At 64.9% G+C, this 16,122-nt stretch carries 19 protein-coding genes; 9 read left to right on the forward strand and 10 right to left on the reverse strand.

The window, feature by feature from the left end; all coding sequences use genetic code 11:
• Positions 1-57: 57 nt before the first annotated feature.
• Positions 58-1,011, reverse strand: a complete 954-nt coding sequence (locus tag QCE88_RS37515; protein WP_309910723.1) for a 2-hydroxyacid dehydrogenase — start codon at positions 1,009-1,011, stop codon at positions 58-60.
• Positions 1,012-1,329: 318 nt separating this feature from the next.
• Between QCE88_RS37515 and QCE88_RS37520 the strand changes: the two genes are divergently transcribed.
• The gene (locus QCE88_RS37520; protein ID WP_309910724.1) at positions 1,330-2,712 is read left to right on the forward strand and encodes an MFS transporter; all 1,383 of its coding nucleotides are present in this window, start codon (positions 1,330-1,332) and stop codon (positions 2,710-2,712) included.
• 25 nt (positions 2,713-2,737) lie between these two features.
• Here QCE88_RS37520 and QCE88_RS37525 read toward each other — a convergent pair whose 3' ends face one another.
• Positions 2,738-3,373 carry a TetR/AcrR family transcriptional regulator gene (locus tag QCE88_RS37525; protein WP_309911045.1) on the reverse strand — a complete coding sequence of 212 codons (636 nt, stop codon included), beginning with the start codon at positions 3,371-3,373 and terminating at the stop codon, positions 2,738-2,740.
• Positions 3,374-3,512: 139 nt separating this feature from the next.
• Here QCE88_RS37525 and QCE88_RS37530 point away from each other — a divergent pair, with 139 nt between their 5' ends.
• The 4 genes from QCE88_RS37530 to folE all read left to right on the forward strand — a co-directional run bounded on the left by QCE88_RS37530 (position 3,513) and on the right by folE (position 5,432).
• Positions 3,513-3,944, forward strand: coding sequence for a nuclear transport factor 2 family protein (locus QCE88_RS37530; RefSeq protein WP_309910726.1), 432 nt, complete (start codon positions 3,513-3,515; stop codon positions 3,942-3,944).
• A 14-nt stretch (positions 3,945-3,958) separates the two neighbouring features.
• Complete coding sequence (locus QCE88_RS37535; RefSeq protein ID WP_309910727.1) at positions 3,959-4,411, forward strand: VOC family protein; 453 nt, start codon at positions 3,959-3,961, stop codon at positions 4,409-4,411.
• A 63-nt stretch (positions 4,412-4,474) separates the two neighbouring features.
• Positions 4,475-4,678 (forward strand): hypothetical protein, encoded by a 204-nt coding sequence (locus QCE88_RS37540; protein ID WP_309910728.1) that lies wholly within the window; start codon positions 4,475-4,477, stop codon positions 4,676-4,678.
• A gap of 100 nt (positions 4,679-4,778) precedes the next feature.
• The gene (folE, locus tag QCE88_RS37545; RefSeq protein WP_309910730.1) at positions 4,779-5,432 is read left to right on the forward strand and encodes a GTP cyclohydrolase I FolE; all 654 of its coding nucleotides are present in this window, start codon (positions 4,779-4,781) and stop codon (positions 5,430-5,432) included.
• 82 nt (positions 5,433-5,514) lie between these two features.
• On the opposite strand, the gene epsC is transcribed toward folE, so the two are convergent.
• Together epsC and QCE88_RS37555 are read right to left on the reverse strand one after the other, a co-directional pair.
• On the reverse strand, positions 5,515-6,507 hold the full coding sequence (epsC, locus tag QCE88_RS37550) for a serine O-acetyltransferase EpsC (RefSeq protein WP_309910731.1): 993 nt from the start codon (positions 6,505-6,507) through the stop codon (positions 5,515-5,517).
• Between the two features lie 149 nt (positions 6,508-6,656).
• Positions 6,657-6,890: a hypothetical protein gene (locus tag QCE88_RS37555; RefSeq protein WP_309910733.1), complete on the reverse strand. Its 234-nt coding sequence runs from the start codon at positions 6,888-6,890 to the stop codon at positions 6,657-6,659.
• A 95-nt stretch (positions 6,891-6,985) separates the two neighbouring features.
• Here QCE88_RS37555 and QCE88_RS37560 point away from each other — a divergent pair, with 95 nt between their 5' ends.
• Positions 6,986-7,792 (forward strand): DUF3005 domain-containing protein, encoded by an 807-nt coding sequence (locus QCE88_RS37560; RefSeq protein ID WP_309910734.1) that lies wholly within the window; start codon positions 6,986-6,988, stop codon positions 7,790-7,792.
• Positions 7,793-7,859: 67 nt separating this feature from the next.
• Here the strand turns inward: QCE88_RS37560 and QCE88_RS37565 are convergent, their stop codons facing one another.
• Positions 7,860-8,009, reverse strand: coding sequence for a hypothetical protein (locus QCE88_RS37565; protein WP_309910736.1), 150 nt, complete (start codon positions 8,007-8,009; stop codon positions 7,860-7,862).
• A gap of 166 nt (positions 8,010-8,175) precedes the next feature.
• On the opposite strand from QCE88_RS37565, the gene QCE88_RS37570 reads away from it, so the two are divergent.
• From QCE88_RS37570 to QCE88_RS37580, 3 genes are all read left to right on the forward strand, one after another.
• Positions 8,176-8,634, forward strand: coding sequence for a hypothetical protein (locus tag QCE88_RS37570; protein WP_309910738.1), 459 nt, complete (start codon positions 8,176-8,178; stop codon positions 8,632-8,634).
• A gap of 139 nt (positions 8,635-8,773) precedes the next feature.
• A complete protein-coding gene (locus tag QCE88_RS37575; RefSeq protein ID WP_309911047.1) occupies positions 8,774-9,376 on the forward strand; it encodes a short chain dehydrogenase in 603 nt (200 codons plus the stop codon).
• A gap of 89 nt (positions 9,377-9,465) precedes the next feature.
• Complete coding sequence (locus QCE88_RS37580) at positions 9,466-9,891, forward strand: GNAT family N-acetyltransferase (RefSeq protein WP_309910739.1); 426 nt, start codon at positions 9,466-9,468, stop codon at positions 9,889-9,891.
• 6 nt (positions 9,892-9,897) lie between these two features.
• Here the strand turns inward: QCE88_RS37580 and QCE88_RS37585 are convergent, their stop codons facing one another.
• The 5 genes from QCE88_RS37585 to QCE88_RS37605 all read right to left on the reverse strand — a co-directional run bounded on the left by QCE88_RS37585 (position 9,898) and on the right by QCE88_RS37605 (position 16,079).
• Positions 9,898-10,836: an SMP-30/gluconolactonase/LRE family protein gene (locus QCE88_RS37585; protein WP_309910741.1), complete on the reverse strand. Its 939-nt coding sequence runs from the start codon at positions 10,834-10,836 to the stop codon at positions 9,898-9,900.
• Positions 10,837-10,874: 38 nt separating this feature from the next.
• On the reverse strand, positions 10,875-12,215 hold the full coding sequence (locus QCE88_RS37590; RefSeq protein ID WP_309910743.1) for a type II toxin-antitoxin system HipA family toxin: 1,341 nt from the start codon (positions 12,213-12,215) through the stop codon (positions 10,875-10,877).
• Complete coding sequence (locus QCE88_RS37595; protein ID WP_309910744.1) at positions 12,215-12,478, reverse strand: helix-turn-helix transcriptional regulator; 264 nt, start codon at positions 12,476-12,478, stop codon at positions 12,215-12,217. The genes QCE88_RS37590 and QCE88_RS37595 overlap by 1 nt, the downstream gene beginning before the upstream one ends.
• A 132-nt stretch (positions 12,479-12,610) precedes the next feature.
• Positions 12,611-14,185 carry an aldehyde dehydrogenase (NADP(+)) gene (locus tag QCE88_RS37600; protein ID WP_309910745.1) on the reverse strand — a complete coding sequence of 525 codons (1,575 nt, stop codon included), beginning with the start codon at positions 14,183-14,185 and terminating at the stop codon, positions 12,611-12,613.
• A gap of 364 nt (positions 14,186-14,549) precedes the next feature.
• Positions 14,550-16,079, reverse strand: coding sequence for an MFS transporter (locus QCE88_RS37605; RefSeq protein ID WP_309911050.1), 1,530 nt, complete (start codon positions 16,077-16,079; stop codon positions 14,550-14,552).
• Positions 16,080-16,122 lie beyond the last annotated feature (43 nt).

Here is a 16,122-nt window from a genome sequence, read left to right on the forward strand (position 1 = left end):
GACGTTGATGGAGGTGCCGATCATTATAGGTTCGTCGCGGCGCGGCTCATGCAGGCGTCACGTGGTGAGGCTGCCCTCGGGACGCTGTCCCGCCAGTGCCTGCGCGAGACTCGCGAGCACCATCTCGCCCATCGCCGTGCGCGATTCCACCGTCGCACTCGCACGATGCGCCTGCAATACGACACGCTCGCTCGCCAGCAAGGCGGCCGGCACGTTGGGTTCGTCGACGAATACGTCGAGGCCCGCGCCCGCGATCGCACCGCGCGCCAGCGCGTCGCACAGATCGCTTTCCACCACCAGCTTGCCGCGCGCGATGTTGATCAGATAGCCGTCCTTGCCCAGCGCATCGAGCACGGCGGCGTTCACGATGCCCTGCGCCTTGTCCGCGGCCGCAGCGAGCACCAGGATGTCGCTGGTCCGCGCCAGCGACAGCAGGTCCGGCACGTAGGCATACGCGACGTCGCTCATCTCGCGCACGTCGGTATAGGCAATCGGACAACCGAAGGCTGCGGCGCGCTGCGCGATTGCGCGGCCGACCTTGCCGAGGCCCACGATGCCCACGCGCTTGCCGCTGAAACGGCGCGACAGCGGAATCGCAGCCGGACTCGGGTTCGATGGCCACTTGCCGGTCTTCACGAAGTCGTGGCCGGAGCAGATCTCGCGCAGCACTGTGATGATCAGTCCGATAGCGAGATCGGCGACGTCTTCGGTCAGCGCGCCGAAGGTGCCCGTCACCGGCAGGCCGCGCGAACGCGCGAAGGCGAGATCGACGGCATCGGTGCCGACACCGTTCACCGCAATCACCTGCAAGCCCGGCAGGCGTTCGATCATGTCGTTCGAAATGCCCGTGTGACCGCCGGTAATCACGCCGCGAATCGCCGCGCCGTGCTCGCGGATATAGGCTTCCCTGTCGTCCTGTTCGTACAGCCGGTGCATGACGTAGAGCGCATCGAGCTTCTGGTTGATCGCGGGAACGAGGATGGGATTGAGTTGCAGAATATGCGGCTTCATGTGATGCGCTTCCTCTCATTCGATGACCGATGTGAAGCGCATCATGCGTGCTTCGAGCGCATGCGTCCAATCCCAAAACGCTATCAGTTGATCCACTCCTGGATGCAACGCCCATCGATTCAATCCGGGAATCACGTAATAGCAATAAAAGATTGGACGCTCTTGCAGGGCGTCTCCACAATTTGAAGCATCACGAGGCATATCAACAAAAAAGCCTTGATAACGACTCGGAGACAACAGCGTGAGCCTGCGCCCTGACTGCCATTCATTTCCCCTTCTTTTGAATGTCGCCAAGCCGTCCGGCAAGGAGGCAGCACGATGAGCAATGCCGACGGCATCGTCGCTTCGTCGAATGCGGACGCCACCACCGGGAAGCGCACGAAACATCGCTGGGTCGTGATGGGCCTGATCTTCTGCATCTGGGCCATCGCCTGCGCGGATCGCGCGAACTTCGGCATCGCCTTGCCGTATCTGAAGAAGGAATATCACATCAGCAACACCGAGGCCGGCCTGATCGTCAGCCTGTTCTCGTTCGCCTACGGCTTCGTGCAGATTCCGGTCGGCCTGCTCTACAAGCGGCTCAGCGAACGCACCGCCGGGCTCCTGTTCTCGGTCTTCATGATCCTGACCTCGGTGTTCACCGGCCTGATGGGCACGACGTCGTCGGTGTTACTGCTGATGACTTATCGCGTGGGGCTGGGTCTGTCGGAAGGACCGCTTGGCATCGGCTGCACCAACGTCATCAACCGCTGGTTTCCCAAGCGCGAGAAAGGCACGGCCGCCGGCCTGTGGATCGCCGCGTCCAAACTCGGCCCGCTGATCGTGCCTTCGGTCTGCCTCATCGTGATCAATCTGTGGGGCTGGCGCGAGATCTTCTATGTCTTCGCGATTCCGGGCATCGTGCTGGCGCTCGTGTGGCTCGTGCTGGTGACCAACTCGCCCGATGAAAACCGTTTCTGCTCGCCCGCCGAGCGCCGCTATATCGCCGATGAATCGAGCCACGACCAGCACGCCGGCCGCACGCCCATTCGCGCGCAGATGACGCCGATGCCCCGGCTCGACGCCATCAACCGCACGAAGCGCGTGCCGCAACTCGAAACGATCCGCCAGGTGTTCAGTTCGTGGAATATCTTCGGCATTGCGCTGGGCTATGGCTGCATGATCGGCATCAGCAACATCTTCATCTCGTGGATCCCGACCTATCTGGTCACGGTGAAGGGCTTCGCCTCGGTGAAGATGGGCTTTCTCGCGTCGGCGCCGTTCATCGGCGCGGTCACGGGCAACATGCTCGGCGGCATCATCTCGGACCGCCTGCTCGGCGGCCGCCGGAAGCCGATGATGATGCTCGGCGCGCTCGGCACGATGATCATGACCTTTCTGCTGATCGACGCGCCCGACAGCGTGGCCTATCTCGGCGGCGCGCTGATGCTCGCGGGCCTCATGCTCGGCATCGGCTTCGCGGGCTATTCCGCCTATCCGATGGGACTCGCGACCAAGGCCACCTATCCCACCGCGTTCGGCATCGTGAATTCGCTGGGGCAGATTGGCGGCGCGTGCGCACCGCTTGCCGTCGGCCTGCTGCTCGACCGCTATAGCTGGACCGCCGTGTTCCTGTACATGGTCGGCACCGCGCTGCTGTGTCTGCTGTTGCTCATCAGCGTGGTCGAGCCGGTGGCGGGCGAGGAATCGTCGGCGAAGTAGACTCGCGCAACACGCCGACGCCGATTCAAAGACCGTGCTCGACCATCGCGAGCAGGCGCTCCGCAAGCGGCCCGATCTGCGCGTCGTTCATACCCTGCAGCGGGCCTTCGATCAACAGCAGCGCGAAGCCATGCACCGCGCTCCACGCCAGATACTCCGCTCCGTCGCGACGGGTTGCATCGAGTGCGCCAGTAGTCACCATGTCGTCGAGCGCGCGGCTCAGCAACTGGAAGGGATCGAGTCCGCCCGGACCCGCGCCGTACGCTTCCGCATGCTCGCCCCATTCCGTGCGCGACGCGGCAAACGCCGTGCGGAATAGTCCCGTCTCTGACTGCGCGAAACGCAGATAACCGGCGCCCACCGCCCGCAGCCCGGCGCGCGCGGCATCCGCGCGGCTGCGCTTCCTTGGCCGCGCCGCAAGTTCCTCTTCCATGGCCTGCGCGACGCACGACAGCGCCGCCGAGCGCACCGCCGACAACAACGCCTGACGACTGTCGAAATGGCGATACGCCGCGTTCGGCGCGACCCCTGCGCGGCGCGTGGCTTCACGCAGGACGATCGCATCCGGCCCGCCTTCGCGAGCGAGTTCGATACCCGCATCGATCAGCGCGCGTCGCAAGTCGCCGTGGCGATACGTGCTGCGCTGCATTCCGTTCGTCATGGGCGGCATGTTATTTCAGATTATTCAGGTGTTTGCCGATGTGGACACTGTCCATTATCTCTGCTACTTTTTGTGGACGGTGTACACAAGCAAAAATAAATCCGCGTCGAAAGTTAATCGCTTGAGCAAGGAGATGCTCATGAATCCGTCGAACGACCGTGCGCAGGAAACGGAAGAGGTCCGGCACATTCGCGGTTTGATCGAAGCATGGCGGCAAGCCGTGCTCGCCAAGGATGTCGACGCGCTCGTGCGTCATTACGCAGAAGATGTCGTCGTGTTCGATGTCGTGCCGCCTGCATCCGTGAGAGGCGTCGAGACTTATCGCGAGCACTGGCGGCGCTGGTTCGAAAGCATGAAAGGTCCGCTTGCCTTCGAGATGCGGGACCTGGAGGTCGCGGCAAGCGGTGACCTGGCCTTCGCGCACACCGTCAACCGCGTTGCCGTGGGCGAGCAGGAAGACATCGTGCGCGCCACCGTGTGTTTCAGGAAGATCGGCGGCGAATGGCGTGTCGTGCATGAACATGCCTCGGTGCCGCTGATGATGGATATGGACCCGGACGAAAAGTCATAACCCAAGGAGCGGACATGCAAGTGCAACCCTATCTGTTTTTCGAAGGCCGCTGCGAAGAAGCCATCACGTTCTATCGCGAGAAACTCGGTGCGCAGGTCGTCATGATGATGCGCTACAGCGAGAATCCCGAAGCCGGAAAGGATCAGGGCAGCGACGGCGGCTGCAACATGCCGCCCGGATCGGAGAACAAGATCATGCACGCGGCGCTGACCATCGGCGACTCCGTCGTCATGGCTTCCGACGGCTGGTGCAACGGCAAGCCGGAATTCAAGGGCATTTCACTCTCGCTCACCGCCAACGACGAGCAGCAGGCGGAGCAGCACTTCAACGCGCTGTCGGACGGCGGCCAAGTGCAGATGCCCATGGCGCCCACCTTTTTCGCCAAGCGCTTCGGCATCGTCGCGGACAAGTTCGGCGTGTCATGGATGGTGCTCGGCGGGCTCGAACACCCAACCGCTCAACGCTAGACGCACACGGCGGGAACACGGCTTGCGCGCCTTTCATCGCCTCAAACCGAAAGGAGAAGCGACATGAGCAACTACGCCGGACGTTCACAGGAAGACCGCATCGCGCAACGCAAGGGCAAGCCGCAACGGTCGCAGGAGCAGCCGGGCGGCTCCATGGCGCAGCCCGGAACCGAGCCCGACCGCGACCGCAGCTGCGGCGAACTGACCGAGGAAGGCAAGCAGGTATGGCGCACGGGCTCGGGCATCGACGGGGGCGGAAAGACCTGACCCGCATAGCGGCCATCGAAAACGTGGAACAATGGCGGCGGGCCGGTCCTCTTTCATGACATGACCGGCGCGTCTTGCATTCGACCGACAGGAGTTTTCGATGAGCGCCCCGCGCAAGAACCATCTTTCAGGCTCGGACATCCCCGCTGACAAAGCCGATGATCGTCCAAGCCGCGAGGAAGCCGAAGCCGCCGTGCGTGTGCTATTGCGCTGGGCCGGCGACGACCCCGCTCGCGAAGGTCTGCTCGACACCCCGGGCCGCGTCGTACGCGCCTACGAGGAATTCTTCGCCGGCTATACGCAAAATCCGCATGAGATTCTGGCGCGCACGTTTTCCGAAGTGCAAGGCTATGACGAGATGATCGTCCTGAAGGACATTCGTTTCGAAAGCTACTGCGAACATCATATGGTGCCCATCATCGGCCGCGCGCACGTCGCGTATCTGCCGAAGGAACGGGTGGTCGGCATTTCCAAGCTGGCGCGGCTCGTCGATGCCTTCGCCAAGCGTCTGCAGATTCAGGAGAAGATGACCGCGCAGATCGCCGATACGCTGAACGAGGTCTTGCAACCGCTCGGCGTCGGCGTGATTCTCGAAGCTGCGCATCAATGCATGTCCACGCGCGGCGTCCACAAGGCCGGCGTCTCGATGGTTACGTCGCGCATGCTCGGCTCGTTCCGCGACGACCCGTCCACGCGACGCGAGTTTTTGTCCATCGTCGGCAATCAGAACGCGTTCAGCGTTTCCAACACCTGATCAGCTGACCGGTCGATCCCGCATGTGAAAAGGGCCTTGCGCGCTGCAAGGCCCTTTTCGTTTCATCGCCACCCTCGCGGGTTCATGCGCCGTAGCCGTTGCCCGGTGCATCGGCGCCCGACCCTTCGCGCACCTTGCCCTGCGACACATTGCTGCCCGGCGGCACGCTGTGCGTCAGCCACACGTTGCCGCCAATGACCGAGCCCTGGCCGATCGTCACGCGTCCGAGAATCGTGGCGCCCGCATAGATCACCACATCGTCCTCGACGACCGGATGCCGCGCATTGCCCTTGACGAGCGAGCCATCGCTGCTCGACGGAAAACTCTTCGCGCCCAGCGTCACGGCCTGATACACGCGCACGTGCTGGCCGATGATCGCCGTCTCGCCGATCACGACGCCCGTACCGTGGTCGATGAAGAAACTCGGTCCGATGGTCGCGCCCGGATGAATGTCGATGCCCGTCAGCGAATGCGCGATCTCGTTGATGAAGCGCGCCAGCAAGGGCACGCCGAGCTTGTGCAGCGCGTGGGCCAGGCGGTGATGCGTCATGGCCCAGATGCCCGGATAACACAACAGGATTTCGGTGATGTGCTGTGCCGCGGGGTCGCCGCTGAAGGCCGCCTGGATGTCGCTGACGAGCAGCGCGCGGATGGCCGGCAACTGCGCGCCGAATTCGCGTGCGATCGCGAAGGCGCGTGCGCTGACTTCGGCGTCGGCGGTGTCGCGATGCTCGGGCAGGAAACGCAGTGCGCGGCGAATCTGCTCGTGCAGCAGACGCAAGGTGCTTTCCAGCGTCTGGCCGACGTAATAATCGACGCTTTCGTCGGTCAGATCAGGCGCGCCGTAATGCGTGGGAAAGAGCGCGGAGCGCAGGCCGTTGACGATCCTGACGATAGCCTCGCGCGACGGCAGTTCGCGTATGCCCAGCGGATGACGCGTGCGATGCAGTTCCTCGCGCGACTGGCGCAGGTCAGCGACGATCTGCGCAAGGCCCCATTCCTGGACGGCGTCGCGGGAGATCTCGTGAGAGGGTTCGAGCGGCGATACGGCGCCGAACGTGGGCGTGTTCTGCATGGGCTGGCATGGATCGAGGGAAAGCCGCCGCCGTGACACGCGACGCGCACAGCGGATGAAAGATCAAGCGTAACCGGTTTTGCCCCGTCTTGCCGCGCAGCGCCTGATGTGGCTGATGTGCCGCGTGCGGCGATGTTACGTGAACACCGTCACACCGTTACGTTACTGGCGTCGATCCAGCGCACGGCCCAGTCGCGCGCGTGCGCAATGGCCTCGCGTTCCTCTCGAAAGCGCAGGTCGGTGGGAAAGAAGCGGTTCGCGACGAGTTCACCGTCGCTCGTTCGCGAGATCACCACGTAGGGCTGGTAGCTGCCGTCTCCGGCCCGGGCGGGCGCGCAGTTTAGAAGGTAGCCTCGATGTGAAAAGGCTGCATCGTGTTGCATGAGTCACCTGTGTGAAAGTGCCCTGCTCGTTCGAATGGCAATGCGCTGGATGGGCGGCGCGTGGGATGCGTCCTCCTGATTGCCCGCATCCCGTCTTGCAGTTTGCCGCCGACAGGTTCCAAATAATACTTGCTGGAAATCGGCTTGGGGTTGAAAAAAAATCCCGAAAATTTCTGCTTGCCTGCAAGGCGCGCTACGACAAGGGCGGCGGTTCCGTCGCCAAAAAGCCGGAACGAACCTTGCGAGCCAACCGAATGGTTCAGATCCAACGGAGCAACGCGATGAACAACGCTGAAGCAAACGAGCCGCAGGACAAGCAGACGAAGCGCACCGCCGACAGTCCGATCAAGACGCCCGGCGCCGAGACCGCGCACGTGCGGATGGACGATGCGCAGAAGGCCGCCGCGGGCGGCGAAGCACATGCGGGCGCGGGCGCGAAAAGCGGCGTGCGCGCGGAGACGACGCGCGAAGGCATGCACATCGGCCCGCAGGGAACGTATGAGAAACCGCCGCGCGGTATTGATGTCGCCAACGACGACGGCCCCGACGACACCGTGGATGCCGATGGCAAGAATCGCGAAGCACAGCGCGACATGGAAATGCGCGCACGTCAGCCGGATGCGGTGATCAATTCGAACGCAACGCCGGTGAACTACGTGCCCGAACCCGGCGACGGCCTCGGTGGTTTCGATAGCCGTCCAGCGCGCAACGGCCTGCTGCTGGCGCTGGAGCGAGGTTATCGGCTGATCGATCGCGGCATGGTCGCGCCGACGGTTCCGGAAGTGGAAGACCGCGTGCGCTTCGAAGGGCGCGACGCACATGGACACACACTGCGCGGGCGCAAGCACTACGCGCTCAATCATCTGCGTCCTTCGCGGCTCTTCGAGATCGAACGGGGTTGATCATCATGCGACAAAGCCGCGTCGATGACGCGGCTTTGAACATGCGATTACAGGTCGGGCCGAAGCCTTATTTCTTTTCCTTTGACTCCTCGTCGGACTCGATGCGCGTCACGCCGCCCGTCGCGGGCGGATCGCTCGCAGGGAAAGTATCTTCAACGGCCTTGTCGACGTCTTCCTCGTCACGTTCCGAATGCGGGTGTTGTTCCTTGGTGTTCATCGCTCGCTCCTCAGGTTATGGCGCATGCCTGGGGTAGATGCAACGCGCGTGCCTCACCCGTCGATCGATTCGTGGCAGCAGGCACGATGGTTGCGCATGCTCCCTCGCGACAATGCGCCGCACAAAAACAACGCGACTGACCGTAGATCGATAAAGGGGAAGGCCAATGACCACGATCCATGCATACGACGGCTATCAGGACGACACCGAGGACTTTCAGGCACTTCCAGCAACGCAGCAGCAGCCGCTAACGGCGGCGGAACAGCGCTTCACGTCCGCCATCGCCTGTCTCGGCGCCGCCTACGCGCTGTCATGGGCCGAATTCGCGCTGGCGCTCGCTATCGGCCTGCCCGGAGACGCGTCGAGCCATCCGATTGCGGCGTCGATCGTTTCGCGCGTGCTCATCGGCATGCTGTATGTGTGCGTCGCGTCGCGGTTGCAATGGGCGCGCTGGCTTACGGTCGCCATCGGTATCCTGTCGGTGGCGCTGGTGGCGCCGACCATTGGCATGCAATGGCACGCCTTCCCCGCCGCCGCACTGGTCTGCGGTGCCGGTCTCGTCTGCAAGCTGGCGGCGTCCCTGTATCTCGTCTCGCCGATGCCGCCGCGCATCGCAAAGCGTTAAAGCGCCGAAAAGGCCGGGCGCATTCGAAACCATACGTTTGCAATCCATGAAGCGGGCGCGACTGTTTTGCGCGTCCGCCGGCTCGCACAATGCAAGGCGGTTTATCTTTACGACTCACGCTTCAAGCTTGCGAGCCCACATCATGAAAATTGCTGTCATCGGCGCGACCGGCACGGTCGGCCAAGCTGTTTCCACCGAACTCAAATCCCGTCATGAAGTCATCGAGATTGGCGCAACGCGCGGCGCGCATCGCGTCGACTTGCGGGACCTGAACAGCATCAAGCGTCTTTTTGAATCCATCGGCCGGGTCGATGCCATCGTCGCCACCGCCGGTCATGTGCACTTCGGCGAACTCGTGAAGATGACGCCGGAGCAATTCCGCCTCGGTCTCGACGACAAGCTGATGGGTCAGGTCAATCTCGTCCTCACCGCACGCGATCATCTCAACGATGGCGGCTCCTTCACGCTGACGAGCGGCATCGTCGGCGCGGAACCCATCCTGCAGGGCGCGAGCGCGGCCGCCGTCAATGGCGCGATCGAAGGCTTCGTGCGCGGCGCAGCGATCGAACTGCCGCGCGGCCTGCGCATCAACGCCATCAGCCCGACGATGCTCGAAGAAGCGCGCGAAAGCTTCGGCCCTTACTTCCGCGGCTTCGAGGCCGCCAGCGGCGCGCGCGTGGCGCTGGCGTACAGCCGCAGCGTCGAGGGCGCCGAAACGGGTCGCGTGTACTGCGTACACTGAGCGGCACCCGCTGTCAGACGCAAAGTGTGCATGGAGCGTGGCGCGGCCATCGCTTAAGCTCGGCGCTTCATGACGAATGGAGCCGCGCCATGCAGTGGACCCGGGACGACTATCGCGTCAGCACCGACATCGAGTCCTTCGACTTCGACGTTATTCATCGCTACCTGAGCGAAGAGGCGTACTGGTCGCCCGGCATCGCGCGCGAGAAGGTGGAGCGCGCGGCGCGTCATTCGCTCGCGTTCGGGCTATTCCTGCGCGACGTGCAGATCGGCTACGCGCGCATGATCACCGACACCGCCACCTTCGCCTATCTCGCCGACGTCTTCGTGCTGCCCGCGCATCGCGGCGCGGGCCTGGGCGTCTGGCTGATCGACTGCGTGATGGCGCATCCCGACCTGCAAGGACTGCGCCGCATGATGCTCGTCACGTCCGACGCTCACCGTCTTTACGCGCGCCACGGCTTCGCGGCCAGCGCGCATCCCGAACGCATCATGGAGAAGATCGGGCGCGCGTGATGGCCTTCAGCCGCCCTGCACACCCTGCGTGTTGACGTAGAGCGCATAGAGGCCATGGCTCGCCGCCATGAACAGACGGTTGCGATGCCGTCCGCCGAAGCACACGTTCGCACAGCGCTCGGGCAGGTCGATATGGCCCAGCGCTTCGCCTTGCGGCGAGAAGACGCGTACGCCGTCGAGTTCCGCGTCGCCCATGCCCCAGCCGCACCACAGGTTGCCGTGGATATCCACACGAAAGCCGTCCGGCGTGCCCGGTCCCGCATCGATGACCAGGCGCGGCTTGCCGAGCCGGCGGCCGCCGTCGAGCACATCGAACGCAAAGATCTTGCGCGGCGCGGAGCGCGACTCGACCACATACAACACGGATTCATCCGGCGAGAACGCCAGGCCATTCGGTCCGATGAAGTCGTCGATCATCATCGTGATCTCGCCGCTCTGGCCATCCACGCGATAGACGCATGGCTTCAGCTCCGCCGCGGCCTTCTCGCCTTCATAAAAACCGTCGATGCCGAATGCAGGATCGGTGAACCAGATCGAACCGTCCGACTTCACGACGACGTCGTTCGGCGAATTCAGCGGCTTGCCCGCGTAACGGTCGGCGAGCACGGTGATGGAGCCGTCGTATTCCGTGCGCGTCACGCGCCGCGTCAGATGCTCGCAGGTCACGAGGCGTCCGGCGCGGTCGCGCGTGTTGCCGTTGGCATTGTTCGACGGCTTGCGAAACACGCTCACCTGGCCGCTCTCTTCGTCCCAGCGAAGGATGCGGTTGTTCGGAATGTCGCTCCACAACAGCGCGCGGGCATCGCCGAACCAGACCGGTCCCTCGGACCAGCGCGTTCCCTGATAAAGACATTCGACCGACGCCGCCGCCACGCGCAACGCGTTGAAGCGCGGGTCCAGCACGCGCACGGCGGGGTCGGGGTAGCGGCGCGAATCACTTGACATGGTTGTTCGTCTCCTTGAATGCGGTTATGGACGCGGCATCATGCGGGCGGCATGGCGTCGAGCGCGGCCACGGACCGGCGCAGTCCGTCGAAGATGCGCTGCGCGACCCGTGCCGGGAAGTCGCCGGGCAACTGCGCCGTGACTTCCTCGATGACCGCCGGCGTCCGTTCGATGATCCTTTGTATGACCGGCTCCGCGTTCTCGCCGAAACCGCTCTTGAGCGCCAGCGCGTTGAAATGCCGCCGCCGGATGTCGCGAAAGGCGTAATGCCGGCTCTTGCCCGGCAGCGCCATCGCGAGCCTGGCCTTGTGCCACGACCACTGGTTCGCGCCATCGCCTTCCACGGGCCAGATCGACATCACGTCGTACAGCGGCGTCAGGCGATACAGCCCGCCGCGCAGCAGATGCAGGCTGAAGTTCTTCGCGTGTCCGTCCGGTGCGGCGAGCAGCCAGAACAGCAATTGCGTGGTCAGCAAGGTTTCGATGTCGCGCCGCGCCGCGTTCGACTGTTGCAGCACGCGCGCCAGATCCAGCACGCCGGGGCCGCCGTCGTGTTCGTACTTGCGGTGCGGCGGCAGGCCGGTTGCCTGGCAGAAGTCCTCCTGCGGCAAGCGCAGGATCCAAGTGCCGTCGGGATGCGTGCGGCGGTCGAACCGCTCGGCCACCAGCACGCGCCGCGCGCCGAAGGTCGCCATCTCCACATGCGCCGCCGGCAAACCGAACGCGCGCAGCAGGCGCATGCAGAGCCATTCGTTTTCGACCGACGTGGTCAGGTCCGCGCGGCGATTGCCCACCAGGCCAAGCGGCAGCTTCAGGATGTGCGTGGTGGGCGTGGCGCCCTGCGGCTTGAGCCAGCGTCCGTCGTGACGCAGCAGCGCGGTCTTTTCCTGCGCACCGGCAAGCGAGATGCGAAAGTCGTCTTCATCGTCCACGCCGAACGACAGGCCGCCCGCCACCTGATTCAGCAGCCGCTCGATGTCCTCCTCGCCGAGCGTCTCGCCTTCGATGCGTTCGACGCCCTCGGGCGTTTCGTCTTCACCAAGCAACTGCACCGCGCCCACGCAATCGCGCCCGATGGCCTGCAGGAGATCGAAGGCATCGAGACTGCCGGTCTGGAACCGCTGGGCGATGCGCCGGCGGATGGCTTCGCTGTCGGGAAGCAGGTTGTCGAAGTAGTTCAGCACGGCCTCGCCACGCAACGGCGCGCCGTCCAGCGGCATCGGCAGCGAGAGCGACAGCGCGCGCGCTTCATCCGAGCGCAGCCAGGTATCGTCGTAGAGCAGTTCCGCCGGACCGCGCGCGGGCAGGCGCCAGGTGGCCATGCGCAGGCCGTTTGCCCAAATGGACAAGGCCCGGGAATGCGGCCGGCGTCCGGCCATTACCAGTCCCCCCCGTCCGGCTCGCGCGCTTCGAGCAGGCTCGCTTCCGGCCGGTCCTGAACCTGCAATTGCAGGCCGTAGACGCCGAACATGGCCAGCATCTGATCCAGCGTCAGCGCGCGGGCATCCCGTTCGAGCGTCGACACACGGCTCTGGCTGATGCCCAGGCGCGCCGCCGCCTGCGCCTGCGTCAGGCCGGCGCGCCTGCGGCCGGCGGCGAGCACATGGCCCATGTGTCCCACGGTGGCGATGACTTGGAACATGGCGAAGATATCTGCGAGAAGAATAAACGCATTTTATGCGTCACGCAGATAAGCGTCAAACGCCGATCGTTATCTGTATCGCGAATAAATGACGTTTATGCGCGATACAGATATTCGTGCTTCGGCCTTGCTTCAGTTCGGTCCGAGTTCGCCGTCCCGAAGCCGCCACAAGGACAGCGGATTGTCATCCGCGAGCGCCGCCGGCAGTAGCGCGGCAGGCAGATCCTGATAGCACACCGGCCGCAGGAAACGCTCGATCGCCATCGCGCCGACCGACGTGGAGCGGCTGTCCGAGGTCGCCGGGAACGGGCCGCCGTGGACCATCGCGTACGACACCTCGACGCCGGTCGGAAAGCCGTTCGCCAGGATTCGTCCTGCCTTGCGTTCAAGCACCGGCAACAGCCGCCGCGCGAGGTCGGTGTCCTCCTTGTCCATCAGCAGCGTCACGGTCAGCTGGCCTTCGAGATGGCGCGCAACAGCGCTCATCTCCGCTTCGTCACGGCACACGACGATCACCGAAGTCGGACCGAAGATTTCCTCGGCCAGTTGCGGCCGCGCGAGAAACTCGTCCGCGCTCACGCGATACAGCGCCGGAAGCGCGCCGCTGTAGGCCTCGTTCTGCGTACCCGTCGCAATGCGCGCGGCGCTTTCGTCGCGCTTGCCGACGCCGTCCGCATACGCCGCCGCGATGCCCGCAGTCAGCATCGTCTGCGTGCCCTTCTTCTCCAGCGCGGCCGAGGCGCTGTCGATGAAGTCGTCGAGACCGGGGCTGTCGAGGCCGATCACGAGGCCCGGATTGGTGCAGAACTGGCCGACGCCGAGCGTGACCGAATCGATGAACGCAGCCGCCAGCGTCGTCCCGCGCGCATCGAGCGCGGCGGGCAGCGCGAACAGCGGATTGACGCTGCTCATTTCGGCGAAGACGGGAATGGGCACGGGACGCTTCGCCGCGATGTCGACGAGCGCGAGCCCGCCGCGCCGCGAGCCGGTAAACCCGACGGCCTGGATCGCCGGATGGGCAACGAGCGCCTCGCCAATCGCATTGCCTTCGCCGACCACCAAGGAAAACACGCCTTCGGGCAAGCCGCTGTCGGCGACCGCCTTCTGCACTGCGCGCCCGACGAGTTCGGCGGTGCCCAGGTGCGCCGGATGCGACTTCACGACGACGGGACAGCCCGCCGCGAACGCCGATGCGGTGTCGCCGCCCGCCACCGAGAACGCCAGCGGAAAGTTGCAGGCGCCGAACACGGCGACCGGTCCGACAGGAATCTTTTGCAAACGCAGGTCGGAACGGGGCAAGGGCTTGCGTTCGGGCTGGGGTGAATCGAGTGTCGCGCAGAGCCAGCGGCCCTCGCGCACGAGCGATGCGAACAGGCGCAACTGCCCGATCGTGCGAGCCCGTTCGCCTTCGAGACGCGCCTTCGGCAGCGCGGATTCCGCCATGGCGCGCTCGATCAGCGGATCGCCGAGCGCGATGATGTTGTCGGCAATCGCCTCCAGGAACTGCGCACGCGTTTCGAACGGGGCGTTCCGATAGGCGTCGAAGGCGGCTTCAGCGAGTTCGCAGGCGCGCGCGACTTCCGCCGCGCCGCCGCCGCCGAAGGTGGGCTCCAGGTCGGCGTTGCGCGCGGGGTCGAACGCGCGGAGCGTGGCATCGGTGCCCCGCACGGCCGATGCGCCAATCAGCATCTCTCCGGTGATCTTCATGTCAGCTCCTCATGGTGATGGGCAGGGGGAGCGGCCAGCCTGCGCTCGCGCCGCCCGCTAATGCGAAGACTCGCGGGTTGCGCCAGGCGTTCCATGCAATCCGCGATGGAAAGGCGTGAAGCAAACGGGATGCACGGTCGTGGCGGGCATCGGAAGATCGGCCTGTACGCTTGGGCGCAAAGCAGAAGCTACAGGCCCGGGGAACGAAGCGTCAACGTCGCGCGCGAAGATTCAGGGCTTCGCCGCCGGCTTGCGGAGCGTGATGTGCGCGATGCGTCGCACCAGCAGCACCAGCAGCACCGCGACGGCCGTCAATAACGCAGGGCTGACCAACGCGTCGTCAATGCAGCCCCGCAGCAATGACTCAGGACTTCGCCGCGGGCGCCGCCGGCTTGCGGAACGTGATGTGCGCGATGCGCCGCACCAATAGCACCGCGACCAGCGCCGCGACCGCCGTCAGCATTACGCCGATGTGAATCGACTGCACGAGCGCGTCGCGGGCGGCGTCGAACAGCGCGGGTGCGTCGAGGCCCGCGGCAGTCAGTTCGCCGAGCAGATGTTCGCGCAGCGCTTCGTCGACGAGAATGCGCGGATCGGCCATGCGCGGCAGCCACTGTGCCGAGACCTGCGGACCCAGCACGCTGACCGTGCGCTCGACGACGCTCGCGTAGTGATGCGCGACGATCGTCCCGACAATGCTCGTGCCCATCATGCCGCCCACCATGCGCGTGGATTGCAGCAGCGCCGTGGTGATGCCGAAGCGCTCGCGGCCCGCGATCTCCTGCCCGAAGATGTTCATGTTGTTGAGGATGAAGCCCAGGCCGATGCCGATGGCGGCCATCGGCAGCTCGATCCAGACATGCGGCGTCGAGATGCGCGCGAACGCCAGCGCCACGGACGCGACCAGCAGCAGCGTAAAGCCGATCGACAGGATGTTCACCGGCTTCTTCATGTGAATCACGATGCGCGTGTTGATGAAGCTGCCGAGCGCGATACATGCGGCGATGGGCGTCGCGAGCAGGCCCGCCTGCTGCGGCGACAGCCCGAAACCGCCTTGCAGCAGCAGCGGCGCGAAGAAAATCAGCGAGAACATCACGAAGCCCGCCAGGAACGACAGCGTGAACAAGGTGTTGAGCTGGCTGTCGCGGAAGATGTCGAGCGGGATGATCGGATGCGTCGCGCGCCGCTCGCAGATCAGGAGCGCCGCCGCGCAGAGCACCACGCCCACACCCAGCGCGATATTGCCGGTCGTGAAGCCGTCCTTCGGCAGCGCCTCGATCAGCGCCTGGAAGCCGCCGAGCACGAGCCCGACGAGCGCCGCGCCGGTCCAGTCGATCTTCACGCCGCCCGCGCGCGGCCGGTGCAGGTTCGGCAGGTGCGACCAGATGAAGTACAGGGCCGCGATGCCGACCGGCAGATTGACGAGGAAGGTCGAGCGCCAGCCCCAGTGCTCGCTCATCCAGCCGCCCAGCGAAGGCCCCGCCGCCGTGCCGATGCCGTAGGCCGCCGCGAGCACCACTTGCCAGCGCACGCGGGTGCGCGGATCGGGGAACAGGTCGGGAATCGAGGCGAACGCGGTGCCCACCATCATGCCGCCGCCCACGCCCTGCAGGCCGCGCGCCAGCACGAGGAACAGCATGTTCGGCGCGAGTCCGCACAAGACCGAGGCCAGCGTGAACACGATCACCGCCGCCACGACGAAACGCTTGCGCCCGAAGTAGTCGCCGAGCCGTCCGAACACCGGCACCGTCACCACCGACGCCAGCAGGTACGCGCTCGCGATCCACGCATAGAACTCGAAGCCGTGCAGCTCCGCCACGATCGACGGCAAGGCCGTGCTGACCACGGTCTGGTCGAGCGCGACCAGCATGTTGACGAGACCGATGCCGAGCATCGCGTAAAGGGCGGTTCTGAAAGCGAGAGCGGGTGCGGCGGGC

This window comes from Caballeronia sp. LZ035 (genome assembly GCF_031451175.1).
Lineage (GTDB): Bacteria > Pseudomonadota > Gammaproteobacteria > Burkholderiales > Burkholderiaceae > Caballeronia.